We start from the raw sequence: 17,070 nt of genomic DNA, 5'->3' as shown, positions 1-17,070 counted from the left end.
TTATAATTCCTCCTTAAATTTCTCTATTATAATATTTTTATATCTGCTAACTTTATTCTTTTCAGATGATATTATACCTTCTATTTCTTTAGCAGATGTTTTCACATCTTCATTAAATATAAAATAATCATAATCCTTAATCATTTTTATTTCTTCATATGCACAACTAAATCTCTTTTCTATTTCTTCTTCTGTCTCTGTACCTCTTCCAACAATTCTATTTTTTAACTCTTCAAGTGATGGAGGTAATACAAATATAAATACTCCTTCTGGACAAACCTCTTTTATTTGTTTTGCTCCTTGCATTTCAATTTCTAGTAGCACATCCTGTCCTTTTTCTAAACATTCCATTATTGCTGCTTTTGGAGTTCCATAAAAATTATCATAAATTTGAGCATACTCCAAAAACTCACCTTTTCCTATCATATCTTCAAACTTTTCTTTACTTATGAAGAAATAATTTACTCCATCAACTTCTCCTGCTCTTGGTTTTCTTGTAGTAGCTGATACAGAAAGTTTTATTGTATCATTCTCTCTAAGTAATTCTTTGCAAATAGTACCTTTTCCTGCACCTGATGGACCTGATACAACTAGCAATAATCCTTTTTTTGTAAACATTTAAATATTCCCCTTCTAATATTGTATTCTTACTCTATGTTTTGTATTTGTTCTCTTATTTTTTCTAACTCACTTTTCACTTCTACTACTAAATTAGTTATATTTATATCAGATGATTTTGAACCTATTGTATTAGTTTCTCTGTTCATCTCCTGTATTAAGAAATCAATTTTTCTACCTATAGAATCGTCTTTAAATATAGTTTTTTTAAGCTGACCAATATGACTTTTAAACCTAACTATCTCTTCTGTTATACTACTTTTATCTGCATATATTGCAACTTCTTGTGCTAACCTATTTTCATCTATTATACTTGGGTCTTCTAGCATTTCACTTATTCTTGAATTTAGTTTTTCTCTATAGTCTTCTACAACACTACTTGAATATTTTTCAATTTCTTCTATATGATTTTTTAATAAGTCACATCTCATGGTAATATCTTCAGCTAATTTTTTACCTTCTTCACTTCTCATTTCTCTTAGTTTTATCATTGCATCTTCTACAGCTTGATTTAACATCGACCATAGTAAATCTTCATCTTCATCTTTTTCTTCTATTTTTATAATATCAGGAAATCTTGCAACATTCATAACACTAATATCATCTATAATATCAAATTTGTCTTTTATTTCCTTTAAGATATCTATATATTGAGATGCTAATCCTTCATCAAAATTTAAGTTTACATCTTCTTTACCTAATAAGTCAAATTTTATGTATAAATCAACTCTTCCTCTTTTTACATAGTTTTTTACTAAATTTCTAACTTTATCCTCTAAAAATGAAATTTTTCTTGGAAGACGTATATTTATATCTGAATATTTATGATTTATTGTTTTACATTCTACTAAAAAATAATAGTTGTCGTCTTTGTATTCTCCTCTTCCGAAACCAGTCATACTTATAGCCATTACCTAAACCTCCAAAACACCTTCACATATTTTTACTGCTGGACCTGTCATATAAGAAAACTCTCCTATATCTATTCGTACTGTTCCACCTTGAGAAGTCACATTTACACTATTTTCTACCATATCAAGTAAATTACATACTATTGCTGATGCAGTCATACCTGTTCCACATCCTAAAGTATATCCACAACCTCTTTCCCAAGTATAGACATGTATATTATACTTATCTTCTACTTTTACAAAATTTACATTCGTTTTTTTCGGAAATATTTTATTATTTTCAATCTCTTTTCCATATTTACAAACTTCATCTACATTTAATTCATCCACTATAACCACAGTGTGAGGAACCCCCATCAACATAGATGTAATCTTAAACTCTTTATCTAAAACTTTTATATTTTCTTGCACAAAACGTTCTTCGTCAGTTAACACAGGAACATCTTTAGCTAAAAAACTTCCTTTTCCCATATTAACTTTTATAGTATTTATTTCTCCATTTATAGTGTTTATTTTTATATTTTTTACACCATCTAGTGTATCTACTGTAAAGTTTTCTTTTTTAACTATGCCATTATCATAAACAAACTTACAAAAACATCTAAGTCCATTTCCACACATAGCTGCTCTTGAACCATCAGAATTATAATACACCATTTCTACATCTGCAATTTCTGAATTTTTTACAACTAGTAACCCATCCGCACCTACAGAAAATCTTCTATGGCATACTTTTTTTGCTAAAACAGTATAATTTGATGAATCTATTTGGTCAAATCTTCCATCTATTGCAATAAAATCATTGCCTATTCCATGTAGTTTCCAAAATTTCATAAGTATCGCTCCTTTGTAAATTAACACTTAAACTATTATAACATAAAAAAATTCCCATAAACTTATAATTTATGGGAAAAGTTTTGTAATGACAACTATAATTTGAGGATGTTAGGGAGAGTTGCCATTACAATTAGGGTAATTATATTATGTTTTTAAGCTAGTTCTTTCTATGTTTATATAATAATATTTCTATATGAATTTTATGTATAGTTTATTTAAACTGTATATGAATTTTTTAAATAAAATATTTAGCATCTTCTATTTAGTTTTTTGAACATACCTAATTAGCATACACCTATTAATTCTTTAAGTGTTTTTAAAACATAATCTAAATCTTCTCTAGTAATATCTACATGAGTTACAAATCTATACTCCCCATTTTCCATTTTATTGATTTTTATATTTCTTTCAAAAAACTCTTTTATTAAAACATCTTCTTTTATTATATCTTCACTCATTTTAAAGAATACCATACTCAGGTCTGGACTAGTGTTATTTACTTCAATTCCTTCAATTTTATCCAACTCACAAGCTAAATATTTTGCATTATCATGGTCCTCATTTAATCTCAGTGTCATTTTTTCAATGGCAATTATACCAGCTGCTGCAACTATACCAACTTGTCTCATGCCTCCACCCATAACTTTTTGCTTTCTTCTAGCTTTTGCTATAAATTCTTTACTTCCAGCAAGAATAGAACCCATTGGTGCAGCTAAACCTTTTGATACACAGAACATAACACTGTCACAACATTGTGCAATTTCTTTAGCTTCTACACCTAAAGTTAATGCTGCATTGAATAATCTCGCTCCATCTAAATGCACTGGTAAATTGTGTTTTTCAGCTATTTTTTTAATTTCTTTTAAATTGTCAAGGCTTACAACAGTTCCACCTGAATATGCATTTTCTACACATATAAGACCTGTTTGTGGTTCATGTATATCATCTCTCCTAATAGCCTTCTCAACAAGCTCAGGATTAAGAGCTCCACTTTCATCTTCATCTATAGTTCTAAGTTGAACTCCAGCTATTACAGCAGGTGCTCCAACTTCATGAGTCACAATATGATACCCTTTACCAATAATGATTTCTTGACCTCTTAGGCAGTGAGTAAACAAAGCTAACTGATTTCCAAAAGTTCCACTTGGAAGGAAAATAGCATCTTCTTTTCCAACTTTAGCTGCTGCTAATTCTTCCAGTTTATTTACAGTAGGGTCATCTCTAAAGATTGAATCTCCAACAGGAGCCTTTGCCATGGCTTCTCTCATTTCATCAGTAGGCATAGTAACAGTATCACTTCTTAAATCAATAAATTTCATTTTTTCAACCTTCTTTCATATTCATATACTATACAGCTTTAATATTTATTTAGCTTTGTAAAGTTTATATACTTTTATAAGTTATTCTTTACACACTAATTATACTACATTTGTTTTATATTTAAGCAAATTTAAATTATTAATTTAAAAATATACTTCCTATTCTCTTGTGAGTATATCCTGTAAGTATAAATAATTATAAAATTTACACATTAATCCATGTTGTTTAAATTCCCCCTAGTCATAGAGCATATATTATGTGTATAATTAATTTACTGACTTATTTTGGTCAAAGAAAGGGGTGCTATACATGGCATTAGATGGATTAGTTATACATTCAATAGTAGATGAATTATCATCAAAGCTTACAGGTGGAAAAATAGATAAGATTCATCAACCTGAAGATGATGAAGTAATTTTTAATATAAGAAACAACAAAGAAAATTTTAGATTGGTTTTAAGTGCAAGTGCTTCAAATCCTAGGGTTTATTTAACAAGCAATTATAAAAAAGAAAATCCGCTAAAGGCGCCTATGTTTTGTATGTTGCTTCGAAAATATATACAAGGTGGAAATATTATAGAAATTTCTCAAATTGGTTTTGAAAGAATAATAAAAATCAGTGTTGAATCTTTAGATGAATTAAAAGAAAAGACAATCAAAAATATTATAATTGAAATTATGGGAAGACATAGTAATATAATAGTAACTCATAATGAAGATGATAAAATTATAGATTCTATAAAAAGAGTGCCTTTTAGTATAAGTAGAGTTCGTCAGGTTTTACCTGGACATAGTTACTCATTGCCACCAAAGCAAGATAAACTTAACCCTCTTGATAATATATCTAAAGATTCGTTTATTAACAATCTAAATGAATTTGATGGACCTATTTTTAAGTCTATATATTCTAAATTTTTAGGTATAAGCCCTACTATCGCCAAAGAAATTTGTTATAGAGCAGATGTAAATCAAAACGCTATTAGCAAAGATATATCTAGTCAACAGTTTGATTCTTTATACAAAGAATTTTGTAGTTTATTTAATGATATAAATTCTAATAAGTTTTCACCTTGTATTGTTATAGATAAAAAATTAGATAAAGTCGTTGATTTCAGTTGTGTCAATCTTACATTGTTTAATGATTTATCATATATCAATAAAGAAAGCATCTCTAATATACTAGAGGATTTCTACAGAACTAAAGATATTAAAGATAGAATCAATCAACGTTCATCTGACTTAAAGAAAAGCATATCTGTTAAACTGGATAGACTTTATAACAAACTTAGAAAACAAGAAGAAGAATTATTAGAGTCTGAAAATGCAGATATTTATAAAGTAAAGGGTGAACTAATTACATCTTATATATATATGGTAGAAAAAGGGATGGAAAGTGTTGATGTTGCCAACTTCTATGATGAAGAGTGTAAAAATGTAACAATAGAATTAAATAAAAATTTGACTCCATCTGAAAACGCTCAAAAATATTTTAAAAAGTACACTAAAATGAAACATGCCAAAGTTGAAATATCTCACCAAATTTCATTAAACAAAGAAGAAATAGATTACTTAGAAAACATAATTTTGAGTATTGAAAACTGTGAAAATTTGGCTGAATTACAAGATATAAAAGAAGAACTTGGTAAAGTTGGATATATCAAAGCACAAAAGAAAAGTAGTAAAAAAGACACTATTCCTTCTACAAAACCTCATGAATTTATTTCTTCTGATGGATTTAAAATCTTGGTTGGAAAAAACAACAAACAAAATGATTATCTTACATTAAGACTTGCTGATAATGATGACTTATGGATGCATACAAAAAATATTCCAGGTTCTCACGTAATAATAAAATGTGCTGGTAAAGAAATTACTGATAATACTATATTTGAGGGAGCTATGTTAGCTGCATTTTTTAGCAAATCAAAGATTTCTTCTCAAGTACCTGTGGACTACACAAAGAAAAAAAATGTAAAGAAACCTAGTGGTTCTAAACCTGGTATGGTTATCTATGAAACTAATAGTACTATTTATGTTACTCCTGAAGAAGAAATGGTAGCTAAGCTTAAAATTAAATCCGAATAAAATATATCTCGTAGCTATAAAAATTTCTGACTGGTAAATAATAATATATTTACCATATTAACTAAAAGTAGTGGCATTCTTATTGTACAAGAATGCCACTTTTAAATTTGTTTATTTTTAGTTTTTTAATAATCAATACTTATATTTAAATTGATTAATTTCTATTTTTATAAAAAACAACGATTAGTTTAATTTTGAGCATTATTTTTTATGCGTCTAATTTTTTCTAATAGCTCATTATATTCTAATTCATAACACTCTTTTTTTGCATTATCTTTTTCTATTGACAGCATAGATATAATGTTTGTAAGTCTATTTTCTAATACTAAAAGATTTTCTTGTTTAACTTTACTTTCTATACTGGGAGTTTTTTTATTTCTGCTAATGATATAATCACTATAATTACAATCAAACTCCTTTATATGCTTATCTTTTATTTCTAAAAAATAATCACAAATATGAGATATAAATACTCTATCATGAGATACTATAAGCATAGTTTTATCAGTATTTATCAATGCTTTTTCCAAAGCTTCCATAGATTTTATATCCAAGTAATTAGTTGGCTCATCAAGAACTAAAAAATTATTATCTTCTAGTATTATTTTACATAGAGCTATCTTTACTTTTTCACCCCCACTAAGAACTTTAACTTTTTTATAAACAGTATCACTTTTAAATCCAAATAAATTTAAATTTATTCTTATAAAAGACTCAGTAAATGAACTATTTGCTTTGATATTGTACAAAATACTCTTTTCCTCATCTAATAAATCTTGATTTTGGTCAAAATAACCTATCTTTACCTTGTTATTTATCTTTATACAATCATTTTTATTACTAAGTATTTCTTTTATCAGAGTACTTTTTCCACATCCATTATCGCCTAATAAAGCTATTTTCTTACCTCTTTTTACCTTGAAAGAAATATTATCTAGTAAAAGCTTTTTTCCCACATTTAAACTTAAATCCTTTAATTCCACTAAGTTTTTGCTGATTATTTCCATACCATCCTGTATTTTAATATTCATATCTGTACAAACTTTAGGCTTATCCTTTACTTCCAATTTCTCAATTCTACTTTTTAATGCTTTTACACTTGAATCTATTTTTTTCTTATTTGTTTGACCACCCATTTTATGGAGTCTAGCTTCTGAATTCCCCATTCGTTTTGGAGTCTTCCTTATACCATCACTTAAAGCTTTTTTGCCTAAAAGAGCTTTCTCCAATCTTTTTTTTTCATTTATATATTCATGATATTCAAAGTCAGCTCTTTTTGTATCCGCATCCTTTTGTTCTAAATAATCAGTGTAATTACCTTTATAAACTTTTAATTTCCCACCTTCCAATTCCAATATAGTTGTACATAATTCATCTAAAAAACGTCTGTCATGAGATATTAATAATAATGCTCCTTTATGTCTCTTAAACATATTTTCCAAAATATCTATACTCTTTTTATCTAAATTTGAAGTTGGTTCATCTGCTATTATTATATTTTTCTTATTATTCAGTGCATCTGCTATCTTTAGCTTAACTTTTTCTCCTCCAGATAAATAATCTTCAAATTTATCTGGCGCATTTAATAGACTTTTTTCTTTACTATCATTACATTTTTCAATATTATTTTCACTCTGACTTATATATGAATAGCTATCTGTAAGATAAACACAACCTTCATCAATTTCTATTTCACCCAATATTGCTTTTAATAAAGTTGTTTTTCCCTGACCATTTGAACCCACTAAACCTATTCTCTCATTCTCTAATATTTCAAGTTTATCTATATCCAAAATTAATTTATCAGCATAATATTTTTTTAAATTTTCTACTTTTATTAACATCATAAAAAAATCCCTCCCTGGTATACTTAAATATAAGGAGAGATTTACATAAATAGGCACAATAACTAAACGTATAGACTATAATCTACTCTCCTTAATTTAAGCATTATAAATAAAGCCACCAATATAGGCTTTTCAAAATTTACAATACTTTAAATTATAAAAAATAGATTATATTCTCATCTTCCCAGTTACCTTACCCTTTCTTTTATTTATTTTTAATCATTATATCAATATTGATTGCCGATGTCTATAAAAAATTGATTATTTAAAATAATATATACTTAATTAATTATTATTTTTCAACTTTAAAATCTTGATTATTCAATATTCTATTTAGTACAATACCTACAATCGCAGCCAAACTAAGACCAGTTATCTTTACAGTACTTGTTATAGGAATTCCTATAGAAATCCCTTTATTAGATAAGTAAGTTGTTCCAAGACCTATCAATAATATAACTGCTATTATCAATATATTTACTTTACTTTCTACACAAGAACTATCTTTTATAGTTTTTAATCCAACATAAGTTATCATTGAAAATAGCATTATACTGATTCCACCCATAACTGAACCTGGTATACTTTGAAGAAATCCTCCAAACTTCCCTACACATGCAAGCAATATAGCAAATACTGCTGTACGTCTAAGTATTGAAGGGTCATAGTTTTTAGTTATCGCCAGTACTGCTGTATTTTCCCCATAAGTAGTGTTAGCTGGTCCACCTAAGCATCCTGCTACTATAGTTGCAAATCCATCACCAAGTAATGTTCTGTTTAATCCTGGATTCTCTATAAAGTTTTTTCCTACAACAGCACCATTAGTAGTCATATCTCCTATATGCTCCATAAATACAGCTAAAACAACTGGAGATATAATTACAATTGCTCCTAAGCTAAATTTAGGAATTGTAAAGTCAGGTATAGCAAGTAAACTTGCTTCTGTAATTGTAGTTATATCTACTAATCCTAATACCAAACATATTATATATCCAGAAAAAACAGCTATTAATATACCTAATTGTTTTATAAATCCTCTACCAAACTTATTAGTCAAAATTGCTATTGCTAAAGTCAAAAAAGCTATTATAAAATTAGCTGAAGCCATATTAAAAGCCGTTGGTAATAAATTCAAACCTATAACTGCTATCATAGCTCCTGTAACTTGTGCTGGAAAATATAACTTAATTTTATCCACCCCAACTAATTTTACTATAATTGACATTATAATATAAATTAATCCTGCTACTATTATACCACCCTGAGCATATGCCAAATCTCCTCCATAAGCTTCTTTAGCTGCTAGTATAACAGGAATAAAAGCAAAACTTGAACCTAAAAATGCAGGTACTTTTCCTTCTGTACAAAAATGAAATATCAATGTACCAACACCAGCGCAAAAAATTGCAACTGATGGATTAAAGCCTGTTAAAATGGGAACTAATACTGTCGCTCCAAACATGGCCAATAAATGTTGTAAAGACATTATCGTTTTTTTCATAAAAACCTCCAAAAATTATTATATATGAATAAATCCTTTGTTCAATTAATATCTTTTAATTAATTATAATTCCCTAGATTCTATTTTTTAATCTCTATATACTTACTGTACAAACTATCATTTTTTTACATTTTACGACATTGAAAACCAAAATAAAGGAGAATAGAGACTACATTAATATACACATTAATAAACTTGTATTATTTATTTTGTGCAATATATGTAAGCTTTATCCTCCTCCATGACTATACAATGCTGAGCTTTTATATAATATTAAAAAACCACTATTCTTTGATTGTAACTGAATCTTCTCCATCAATTTCTAATAAACTAACAGATATAATTTCATGTCTTGAAGTAGGGACATTTTTTCCTACATAATCTGCTCTTATAGGCAATTCTCTATGTCCTCTGTCCACTAATACTGCTAATTGTATTGATTTAGGTCTTCCTATATCAATAATAGCATCAAGTGCTGCTCTTACAGTTCTTCCTGTATATAACACATCATCAACTAAAACTACTGTTTTATCATCTACATTAAAATCTAGATATGTTCCTTTGACTACTGGTTCAACATTAATTTTTTCTAAGTCATCTCTATAAAGTGTTATATCAATATCACCAGTATCTACTTTTGTTCCTTCTATTTGTTCTATTTTTTTAGATATTCTATTTGCGATTGGTACACCTCTAGTCTTTATTCCAACTAAGACTAGGTTTTCTACACCTTTATTTCTTTCAATTATCTCATGACTTATCCTAGTAATTGCTCTTGCTATAGCCTTTTCATCCATTAATTGAGCTTTTTCTACCATATCATAACTATTGTCAAAAAAATATATTCTCTTTTATTTTGACAAATCTACTCCTCTCTCTTAAATTTTTATAGAACCACTTTATTAAAATTTTCAATTTAAACAACAAAAAACTTCTCATCACAAGACAAGAAGCTTTTATATAAAAAAATATATAGTCTAATTCAGCAATTGTCTTACGATATCTCTGTATCGTTTAAAGATAATTTTTATACTCCATTAACTCAAATTATATATTTATATTTCAAATTTTTCAAGCTTTTTTAATCAAAATACTTTAATATAAAATATTTTAGCTAAACTTCACTAATTTTATCACTTGTATAAATCTAATTAGATGATTTATAATATCATACAAACTTTTATTTAATTTTTCTAAGAACTTCCTTAAAGTATTCTGGTAATTCTGAATCAAATTCAATATATTCCTTAGTGGTAGGATGTATAAATCCCAATTTCTTAGCATGTAAAGTTTGTCCCTTTAGTTTAAACTTATTTTCTTTAGGTCCATATACACTATCACCTAAAAGCGGATGATTTATAGATGAGGCATGAACTCTTATTTGATGAGTTCTACCAGTTTCAAGTCTAGCTCTCATATGAGTAAATTTATCAAATCTTTCTACCACTTCAAAATGAGTTACTGCATTTCTTCCATCCTTTACTACAGCCATTTTTAATCTATCCTTAGGATTTCTTCCTATTGGTTTGTCTACAGTTATTTTATCTTCTTTAACTACACCATAACATATAAATTCATACTCCCTAGTTATAGAATGCTCTTTTAATTGTTCTGCTAAAAAATTATGTGCATAATTATTTTTAGCTACCATAAGAAGACCAGAAGTATCTTTGTCTATTCTATGAACTATACCAGGTCTAATAACACCATTTATTGATGATAACTTATCTTTACAATGATACAAAATTCCATTTACCAATGTATTTTCATAATTTCCAGGAGCAGGGTGAACAACCATATCCTGAGACTTGTTAATTATTAAAATATCATCATCTTCAAATACAATATCTATTGGTATATTTTGAGCTACAACCTCTAGAACTTTAGGTTCTGGTATTTCTATAATAATCTTATCTTCTTCTTTAACTAAATATTTTGCTTTTTCTACTTTATTATTAACTTTTACTTTACCATCTTTTATAATTTTTTGTATGTAGCTTCTTGACATATCTCCTAATTGTTCTGCTAGATAAACATCAAGTCTAACCTCTTCTTCCTCTTCAAGCACTAAAAACTCTCTTACATTCTCCATCAAATCACCTACTTTTACTTTCAAAAAATAAAACATATATACATAAAAATACAGTTCCTACAACTACAAATACATCAGCTACATTAAATACATACTCCCATATAATCCTAAAGTCAAAATAATCTACTACAAACCCTAATCTAACTCTATCAATTAGATTTCCTAATGCACCAGATATTATTAATATGATTCCCAACTTTCCAGATGTATGTACTTTTCTTGTATTGAGATAATATAACCCAAATACTGTTGCAATTAGTGCAACTATTATAAATATCCATTGATTATTTTGTAATAGTCCAAATGCTGCACCTCTATTTTCAACATAAGTTAGATGAAATACATTCTTTATTATTGGTATTGTAGACACATTCACCAAATTATTTAACACCCATAGTTTAGACAATTGGTCTAATCCTATAAGCAGAATTATTATTAACACATATAACAATGATTTTTCCCCCTATAAATTATTTAAAAATCAATTTTGATTGAAATTCACTATTACCATTATACAAAAAAAATACTATAAAGAGCAACTCTGTTAAAATTGAATTTTTTAGTAAAACTAATCAAAAATAATATTAACCCTTCTATATTATAAATTGCTACAAATTTAAAATTACATTATTATGTATAAAAAATTTCAAAATACTCTATTATTCAATACTTTTTGTGTATTTTATAGCTTAAAGATTAATGATGCTTGTATTTTAGATTTACAAGCATCATTAGTCTTTAAACAAATATCTTTTATTTTTGTACTTGTTGATTTTTATCTAAATGTTGTATAAGTTCAGATACTGTTACAAATTTATACCCTTTTTCTTTTAACTTGGGAATTACTACTTCCAAAGCCTGTATAGTCTGTGACTTATTGTTTCTTTTATTATTATAATCATGTAAAAGTATTATATTTCCATTTTGTACTTTTGTAAGAATGGTATTAATAATACTATCAACGCCAGGATTTGACCAATCTCTAGGGTCCAAGTTTGACCAAAGAATTATATTCATACCTTTAGAAACTATAATATCACATACACTTTTGCTCATAGCTCTATATGGAGGTCTAAATATTTTGGGCTCTACTCCAATTACACTCTTTACAGCATTTTGTGTATCTGTTATTTCTTTTTCTACTTTATTATAACTATTTTTTTCAACATTTATATGTGTAAATGTATGATTACCTATCTCATGCCCTTCCTCATACTGTCTTTTTAGTAATTCCTTGTTATATGCAACTTTTTCTCCAACCACAAAAAAAGTTGCTTTTACATTATTTTTCTTTAGTATATCAAGTACTTGTGGTGTAAAGTCTTCATCTGGCCCATCATCAAAAGTCAATGCTAAAATTTTTTCGTCCTCATTTCCTTGCTTGATTATTACATCTTCATAATCGTTCTTTATATTGTCATTTAGACTATAAGCTTCTTTTACGCTATTTTGATTATGTGTATTATGACTATATGTATATACGCCTACTATTGATAATACACATATACATATACCCCACATTACTTTTTTCATGTCATTACCTCTTTTCTTAATTCGTTCTAACAATATGTGATGTCAATTTTTTAATCTCTTAATGTTCCGTTTTTGTTTAAATCAGTTAAATTTGTTAGGTCTGTTGAATAAAAATTAGAATCCTCCACTTCAGGAGTTTCACTTGCATGTCCTAATAAATCCTCTTCTTTTTTTGCACACTCATTGCATAAATTTGTATCAGGTAGTATATCCAATCTTTCTAAATCTATTTTATTATGACATAAATCACAAAGTCCGTATGTCCCATTTTCTATTTTAGATAATGCCATATCTATTTGATACAATCTACCTTCTTCATGATTTATTAAACTATTTTGCATATTTTGCATATATAAATCTGTTCCCATATCTCCTATATGATTATCATAACTAGATAACTCTCCTGATGAATACTTTTCACTGGTATGTTTATTTGTATCTCCAAATAAAGTATTGTCTTTCATATCTCCCACTAAATTAGTCAAATTTGCTCTTTCTTTCAATAATTTATCTTTGTATTTTTTAGTATCCATTTTTAACACCTCTAATTTTAATATTTATATCATAAAAATAGTATGTGGAAAACTAAATTAAAAATACAATAAAAAGTAAGATTTGATTTTTTCAAAAAAAAATTGTAGGCAAATTTTAAATTCACCTACAAATTTTTAAAACACATTTAAATGTTATATTTTTATTTTTTGTAATAATTATATTAACTTGCTAATTTATGAGTATTTTGTTCTTTTATATCTTTAGCTTTTTTAAAGAATAAAATACCAAGAATTATTGCAACAGCAACACCTATTCCATTAGATATATTTACTGGTAGTCTAAAACCTTCTTTTGCCTGCATTATATAACTAAATGTTACTACAGTCATAAAAAGCGCTGGCAATGTAGTTATGTAGTGGTTTTTATTTGCTTTAACCAAATATGCAGAACCAGTCCATAACATTATCATAGCAAGTGTTTGATTTGCCCAAGAGAAGTATCTCCAAATTATATTAAAATCTATAAATGTAAGAGCAACACCTACTGCAAATAGTGGTAAAGCTATTAAAAATCTATTTTTAACTGCATCTTGATTGTAGTTCATTGCATCAGCTATTGTTAATCTAGCACTTCTAAATGCTGTATCACCTGAAGTTATAGGACATGCTACAACACCAAGTATAGCCAAAGCTCCTCCAATAGGCCCCATCAATCCAACAGATACTGTATTAACAACAGTAGCTGCTCCACCATCATTAAATATTACATTAAGTTGAGGTATACCATGGAAGTATGACATAGCTGCTGCTGCCCAAACTAAAGCTATTATTCCTTCTGCAACCATTGAACCATAAAATACTGGTCTTGCTTCACTTTCTCTTTCAACACATCTTGCCATAAGTGGTGATTGTGTTGCATGAAAACCTGATATTGCCCCACATGCTATTGTTATAAATAAATATGGGAATAGGGGTGTTCCATTTGGATTCATATTTTGTAAATTTATATTTGGTATGTTATATCCCTTTATTATTAATCCTCCTGCTACACCTACTGCCATAATTAATAAAGCTGCTCCAAATAAAGGATATATTTTTCCAATTAACTTATCTATTGGCAAAACAGTAGCCATTATATAATAAAGAATTATTACTCCAACCCATATTTGTGTATTTACTCCTGTTAATGTTTTTAGTAATCCTGCTGGACCTGTTATAAAAACAACTCCAACCAATACCAAAAGAATAACGCTAAATATTCTCATTGCTATTTTTGCACTATTGCCTAAGTAAAGACCTACTAACTCTGATGCAGATGTACCTTTATTCTTCATAGATAAATATCCAGAAGCAAAGTCATGTACACCACCTGCAAAAATTGTCCCAAATACTATCCATAAAAATGCTGATGGCCCAAATAATGCACCTTGTATAGCACCAAATATAGGACCTAAACCTGCGATATTTAAGAATTGAATTAAGAAAATTCTTTTCCATTTCATTGGAACATAATCTACACCATCTCTACAAGCTATAGCTGGAGTTTGATTTTTATCATTAATTCCAAAAACCTTTTCTACAAAAGTACCATAAATAAAATAACCTACTATAAGTACCACCATTGAACCTAAAAAACTTACCATAAATTCATCCCCTTAGTTTTTTTATAATTGCTTTATAAATTTTTATAAGTTTAAGAAAACTATTTCCAGTTCAAATAGTAATACTTTTTTGTACTAATATAAATGTTAATCACATTAAGTGCATATTTAAATACATGAAATGACTTTATATGTGCATTAATAGCCTAAATTCTTTTATTCTACTTCTACTTACAGTTACTTCATAATCACTATCTTTTAACTTCAATATGTATGTGTTATTAAACCATGGGATAATTTCTTTTACTTTAGTTAAATTTACTATGTAAGACCTGTGTGTTCTAAAAAAAGTTTTATCATTTATTATGTTTTCTACTTCTGATATACCCTCTTTTAGTATAAATGTTTCCTTTTCAGTATATATAAATGTCTGTCTTTCATTAGCCTCACAGTAATATATATCATCAATATCTATTACAACCAATTTATCACCTTTCCAAAGGCTAATTTTATGTGTTATTTCCTCTATATTTTGATTTATTATACATTTTTTATCACTAGATATATAATTATTATCACTAGATATTTCACTACTATTTGTTTCACTTTTCTCTAACTTATCCAACATTGATGTAATCCTATCCTCAGAATAAGGCTTAAGTACATAGTCAAATACACCTAATGAAAAAGCATCTACTGCATAATTTTCATATGCTGTTATAAATACTATTTTAGGTCTTGCTTTAAATTGATTTAATGTTTTTGCAAGTAACATTCCATCAAGATGAGGTATATTTATGTCCAAAAAAATTACATCTATTTTATTTTCTTGAATAAAATCTAGTACTTCTATGCCATTAGTAAATTCACTTACTACCTCAATCTCGCTTTTATTTTCAATAAAATATCTCAATTCTTTTCTTGCTGGAAACTCATCCTCAACTATTATTGCTTTCATATTCTTACTCCTTTACGTAAAACATAATTAAAGTTCCTTTATCAGTTCTTCTCATATTAAGACCACTTCCATACATTAGCTTAAGTCTTAAATGAACATTATAAAGTCCAATCTTATTTTCTGGCATATTATCTTGATATACATTATTTATAACTTCTTCACTTATACCTATACCATTATCCTCAATCGATATTCTAATAGTATTTTCTAATGAATGTTGTAATTTTTTTATAGATATTTTTACCACACCAGCTCTTCCACTTTCCAAAACTCCATGTATAATTGCATTCTCTACTATTGGTTGTATAATTAAACTTGGAATTTTTATATTTACATCATCTATATCATAAATTATAGTTAATAAATCTCCAAATCTAGCCTTTTCTATTTCTACAAAAGATTTAACTTGCTCAATCTCTTTATTTATGTCTATCAAGTTATCACTATATTCAAGATTGTATCTCAAGTAAGTTGATAAATTTATTATGAGTTCTCTAGCTTTATCTGGATTAAATCTTATAAAGGATGCTATTGTATTTAGAGAATTAAATAAAAAATGCGGATTAATTTGCCTTTGAAGTGCTTTTATTTCTGCTTTATTTCTTGCTTCTATATCCTTTTTATCTTTTTCAATTCCCTCAACTATAGATATAACAAATCCTATACCAATTTGTCCGACAATTAGAGGCAAGTATATTCCATTAATTATTTGAATTGCTAGAGAATGAGGCTGTGATATTAAATATATAAGTAATATAGTAAAACTTTCAGAAATCATACCTACTAGTATTCCATATATCACTCTATGCTTCTTTGGTATCTTCTTATACAAAAATCCTGATAACACACCTGCTAGTATACTTGATAAAAGGCATGGCATGGATGTTATACCTCCAATATCCATAAAATACCTATGTATACCTGATAGCAACCCTGCTGTAATACCTACAATTGGTCCAAATAAAACGCCTCCTGATACTATAGATATTATTCGCGTATTTACTATTGACCCCATATAATTTATGCCATTGTAAGTACCAAATATAGCTAGAAAAGTAAAAACTAAAGATATACAAATCAAATCATTTAAGCTATATTCTTCTTTTTGAAATATTTGTTTAAATGTTTTTAGCTTTGTTATTAGAAGAAATAATACTACAATAAGGCTTGTTTTTTCTATTAATGCTATTAAAATTGATGTTTTCATGTTTTTTCCTCTTATTTTTCCTATTTAAAATAATTTTTACATATGTTATTGGTATTATTTTTATGG

General features: G+C 27.5%; 15 protein-coding genes. 1 reads left to right on the top strand and 14 read right to left on the bottom strand.

From position 1 onward, the window contains the following. From gmk to ltaE, 4 genes are all read right to left on the bottom strand, one after another. Positions 1 to 618 (bottom strand): guanylate kinase, encoded by a 618-nt coding sequence (gene gmk / locus JJC01_06480; protein ID UDN59497.1) that lies wholly within the window; start codon positions 616 to 618, stop codon positions 1 to 3. Positions 619 to 647: 29 nt separating this feature from the next. Then, on the bottom strand, positions 648 to 1,529 hold the full coding sequence (locus tag JJC01_06475) for a YicC family protein (GenBank protein ID UDN59496.1): 882 nt from the start codon (positions 1,527 to 1,529) through the stop codon (positions 648 to 650). A 3-nt stretch (positions 1,530 to 1,532) separates the two neighbouring features. Beyond that, positions 1,533 to 2,363 (bottom strand): diaminopimelate epimerase, encoded by an 831-nt coding sequence (locus JJC01_06470; GenBank protein ID UDN59495.1) that lies wholly within the window; start codon positions 2,361 to 2,363, stop codon positions 1,533 to 1,535. A 287-nt stretch (positions 2,364 to 2,650) separates the two neighbouring features. After that, positions 2,651 to 3,685: a low-specificity L-threonine aldolase gene (gene ltaE, locus JJC01_06465; protein ID UDN59494.1), complete on the bottom strand. Its 1,035-nt coding sequence runs from the start codon at positions 3,683 to 3,685 to the stop codon at positions 2,651 to 2,653. Positions 3,686 to 3,995: 310 nt separating this feature from the next. On the opposite strand from ltaE, the gene JJC01_06460 reads away from it, so the two are divergent. After that, entirely contained in the window at positions 3,996 to 5,771 is a 1,776-nt protein-coding gene (locus JJC01_06460) for an NFACT family protein (GenBank protein UDN59493.1), read from the top strand. A gap of 188 nt (positions 5,772 to 5,959) precedes the next feature. On the opposite strand, the gene abc-f is transcribed toward JJC01_06460, so the two are convergent. The 10 genes from abc-f to JJC01_06410 form a co-directional block, all read right to left on the bottom strand. Beyond that, entirely contained in the window at positions 5,960 to 7,618 is a 1,659-nt protein-coding gene (gene abc-f / locus JJC01_06455) for an ABC-F type ribosomal protection protein (protein UDN59492.1), read from the bottom strand. 292 nt (positions 7,619 to 7,910) lie between these two features. Further along, positions 7,911 to 9,119, bottom strand: coding sequence for a uracil permease (locus JJC01_06450; GenBank protein UDN59491.1), 1,209 nt, complete (start codon positions 9,117 to 9,119; stop codon positions 7,911 to 7,913). A 284-nt stretch (positions 9,120 to 9,403) separates the two neighbouring features. Then, a complete protein-coding gene (pyrR, locus tag JJC01_06445; GenBank protein ID UDN59490.1) occupies positions 9,404 to 9,937 on the bottom strand; it encodes a bifunctional pyr operon transcriptional regulator/uracil phosphoribosyltransferase PyrR in 534 nt (177 codons plus the stop codon). 362 nt (positions 9,938 to 10,299) lie between these two features. Next, positions 10,300 to 11,247: an RluA family pseudouridine synthase gene (locus JJC01_06440; GenBank protein UDN59489.1), complete on the bottom strand. Its 948-nt coding sequence runs from the start codon at positions 11,245 to 11,247 to the stop codon at positions 10,300 to 10,302. Beyond that, a complete protein-coding gene (gene lspA / locus JJC01_06435) occupies positions 11,216 to 11,662 on the bottom strand; it encodes a signal peptidase II (GenBank protein UDN59488.1) in 447 nt (148 codons plus the stop codon). Before lspA ends, JJC01_06440 begins: the two co-directional genes overlap by 32 nt. Positions 11,663 to 11,964: 302 nt before the next feature. After that, on the bottom strand, positions 11,965 to 12,744 hold the full coding sequence (locus JJC01_06430; protein UDN59487.1) for a polysaccharide deacetylase family protein: 780 nt from the start codon (positions 12,742 to 12,744) through the stop codon (positions 11,965 to 11,967). Positions 12,745 to 12,794: 50 nt separating this feature from the next. After that, the gene (locus JJC01_06425) at positions 12,795 to 13,277 is read right to left on the bottom strand and encodes a TraR/DksA C4-type zinc finger protein (GenBank protein UDN59486.1); all 483 of its coding nucleotides are present in this window, start codon (positions 13,275 to 13,277) and stop codon (positions 12,795 to 12,797) included. Between the two features lie 182 nt (positions 13,278 to 13,459). Then, a complete protein-coding gene (locus JJC01_06420) occupies positions 13,460 to 14,881 on the bottom strand; it encodes a carbon starvation protein A (protein ID UDN59485.1) in 1,422 nt (473 codons plus the stop codon). 145 nt (positions 14,882 to 15,026) lie between these two features. Then, positions 15,027 to 15,797: a response regulator transcription factor gene (locus JJC01_06415; GenBank protein UDN59484.1), complete on the bottom strand. Its 771-nt coding sequence runs from the start codon at positions 15,795 to 15,797 to the stop codon at positions 15,027 to 15,029. A gap of 4 nt (positions 15,798 to 15,801) precedes the next feature. Continuing rightward, positions 15,802 to 17,004, bottom strand: coding sequence for a histidine kinase (locus JJC01_06410; protein ID UDN59483.1), 1,203 nt, complete (start codon positions 17,002 to 17,004; stop codon positions 15,802 to 15,804). Between the last annotated feature and the right edge of the window lie 66 nt (positions 17,005 to 17,070).

The organism is Clostridioides sp. ES-S-0010-02, from assembly GCA_020641055.1.
GTDB lineage: Bacteria > Bacillota > Clostridia > Peptostreptococcales > Peptostreptococcaceae > Clostridioides.
The sequence above is the reverse complement of the archived record's forward strand: the minus strand, read 5'-3'. Positions and strand labels throughout refer to the sequence as shown.

Excerpts from the sequence above, each read along its gene's own strand:
- gmk (UDN59497.1), bottom strand. The coding sequence starts at position 618 with ATGTTTACAAAAAAAGGATTATTGCTAGTTGTATCAGGTCCATCAGGT.
- JJC01_06475 (UDN59496.1), bottom strand. The coding sequence starts at position 1,529 with ATGGCTATAAGTATGACTGGTTTCGGAAGAGGAGAATACAAAGACGAC.
- JJC01_06470 (UDN59495.1), bottom strand. The coding sequence starts at position 2,363 with ATGAAATTTTGGAAACTACATGGAATAGGCAATGATTTTATTGCAATA.
- ltaE (UDN59494.1), bottom strand. The coding sequence starts at position 3,685 with ATGAAATTTATTGATTTAAGAAGTGATACTGTTACTATGCCTACTGAT.
- JJC01_06460 (UDN59493.1), top strand. The coding sequence starts at position 3,996 with ATGGCATTAGATGGATTAGTTATACATTCAATAGTAGATGAATTATCA.
- abc-f (UDN59492.1), bottom strand. The coding sequence starts at position 7,618 with ATGATGTTAATAAAAGTAGAAAATTTAAAAAAATATTATGCTGATAAA.
- JJC01_06450 (UDN59491.1), bottom strand. The coding sequence starts at position 9,119 with ATGAAAAAAACGATAATGTCTTTACAACATTTATTGGCCATGTTTGGA.
- pyrR (UDN59490.1), bottom strand. The coding sequence starts at position 9,937 with ATGGTAGAAAAAGCTCAATTAATGGATGAAAAGGCTATAGCAAGAGCA.
- JJC01_06440 (UDN59489.1), bottom strand. The coding sequence starts at position 11,247 with ATGTTTTATTTTTTGAAAGTAAAAGTAGGTGATTTGATGGAGAATGTA.
- JJC01_06430 (UDN59487.1), bottom strand. The coding sequence starts at position 12,744 with ATGAAAAAAGTAATGTGGGGTATATGTATATGTGTATTATCAATAGTA.
- JJC01_06425 (UDN59486.1), bottom strand. The coding sequence starts at position 13,277 with ATGGATACTAAAAAATACAAAGATAAATTATTGAAAGAAAGAGCAAAT.
- JJC01_06420 (UDN59485.1), bottom strand. The coding sequence starts at position 14,881 with ATGGTAAGTTTTTTAGGTTCAATGGTGGTACTTATAGTAGGTTATTTT.
- JJC01_06415 (UDN59484.1), bottom strand. The coding sequence starts at position 15,797 with ATGAAAGCAATAATAGTTGAGGATGAGTTTCCAGCAAGAAAAGAATTG.
- JJC01_06410 (UDN59483.1), bottom strand. The coding sequence starts at position 17,004 with ATGAAAACATCAATTTTAATAGCATTAATAGAAAAAACAAGCCTTATT.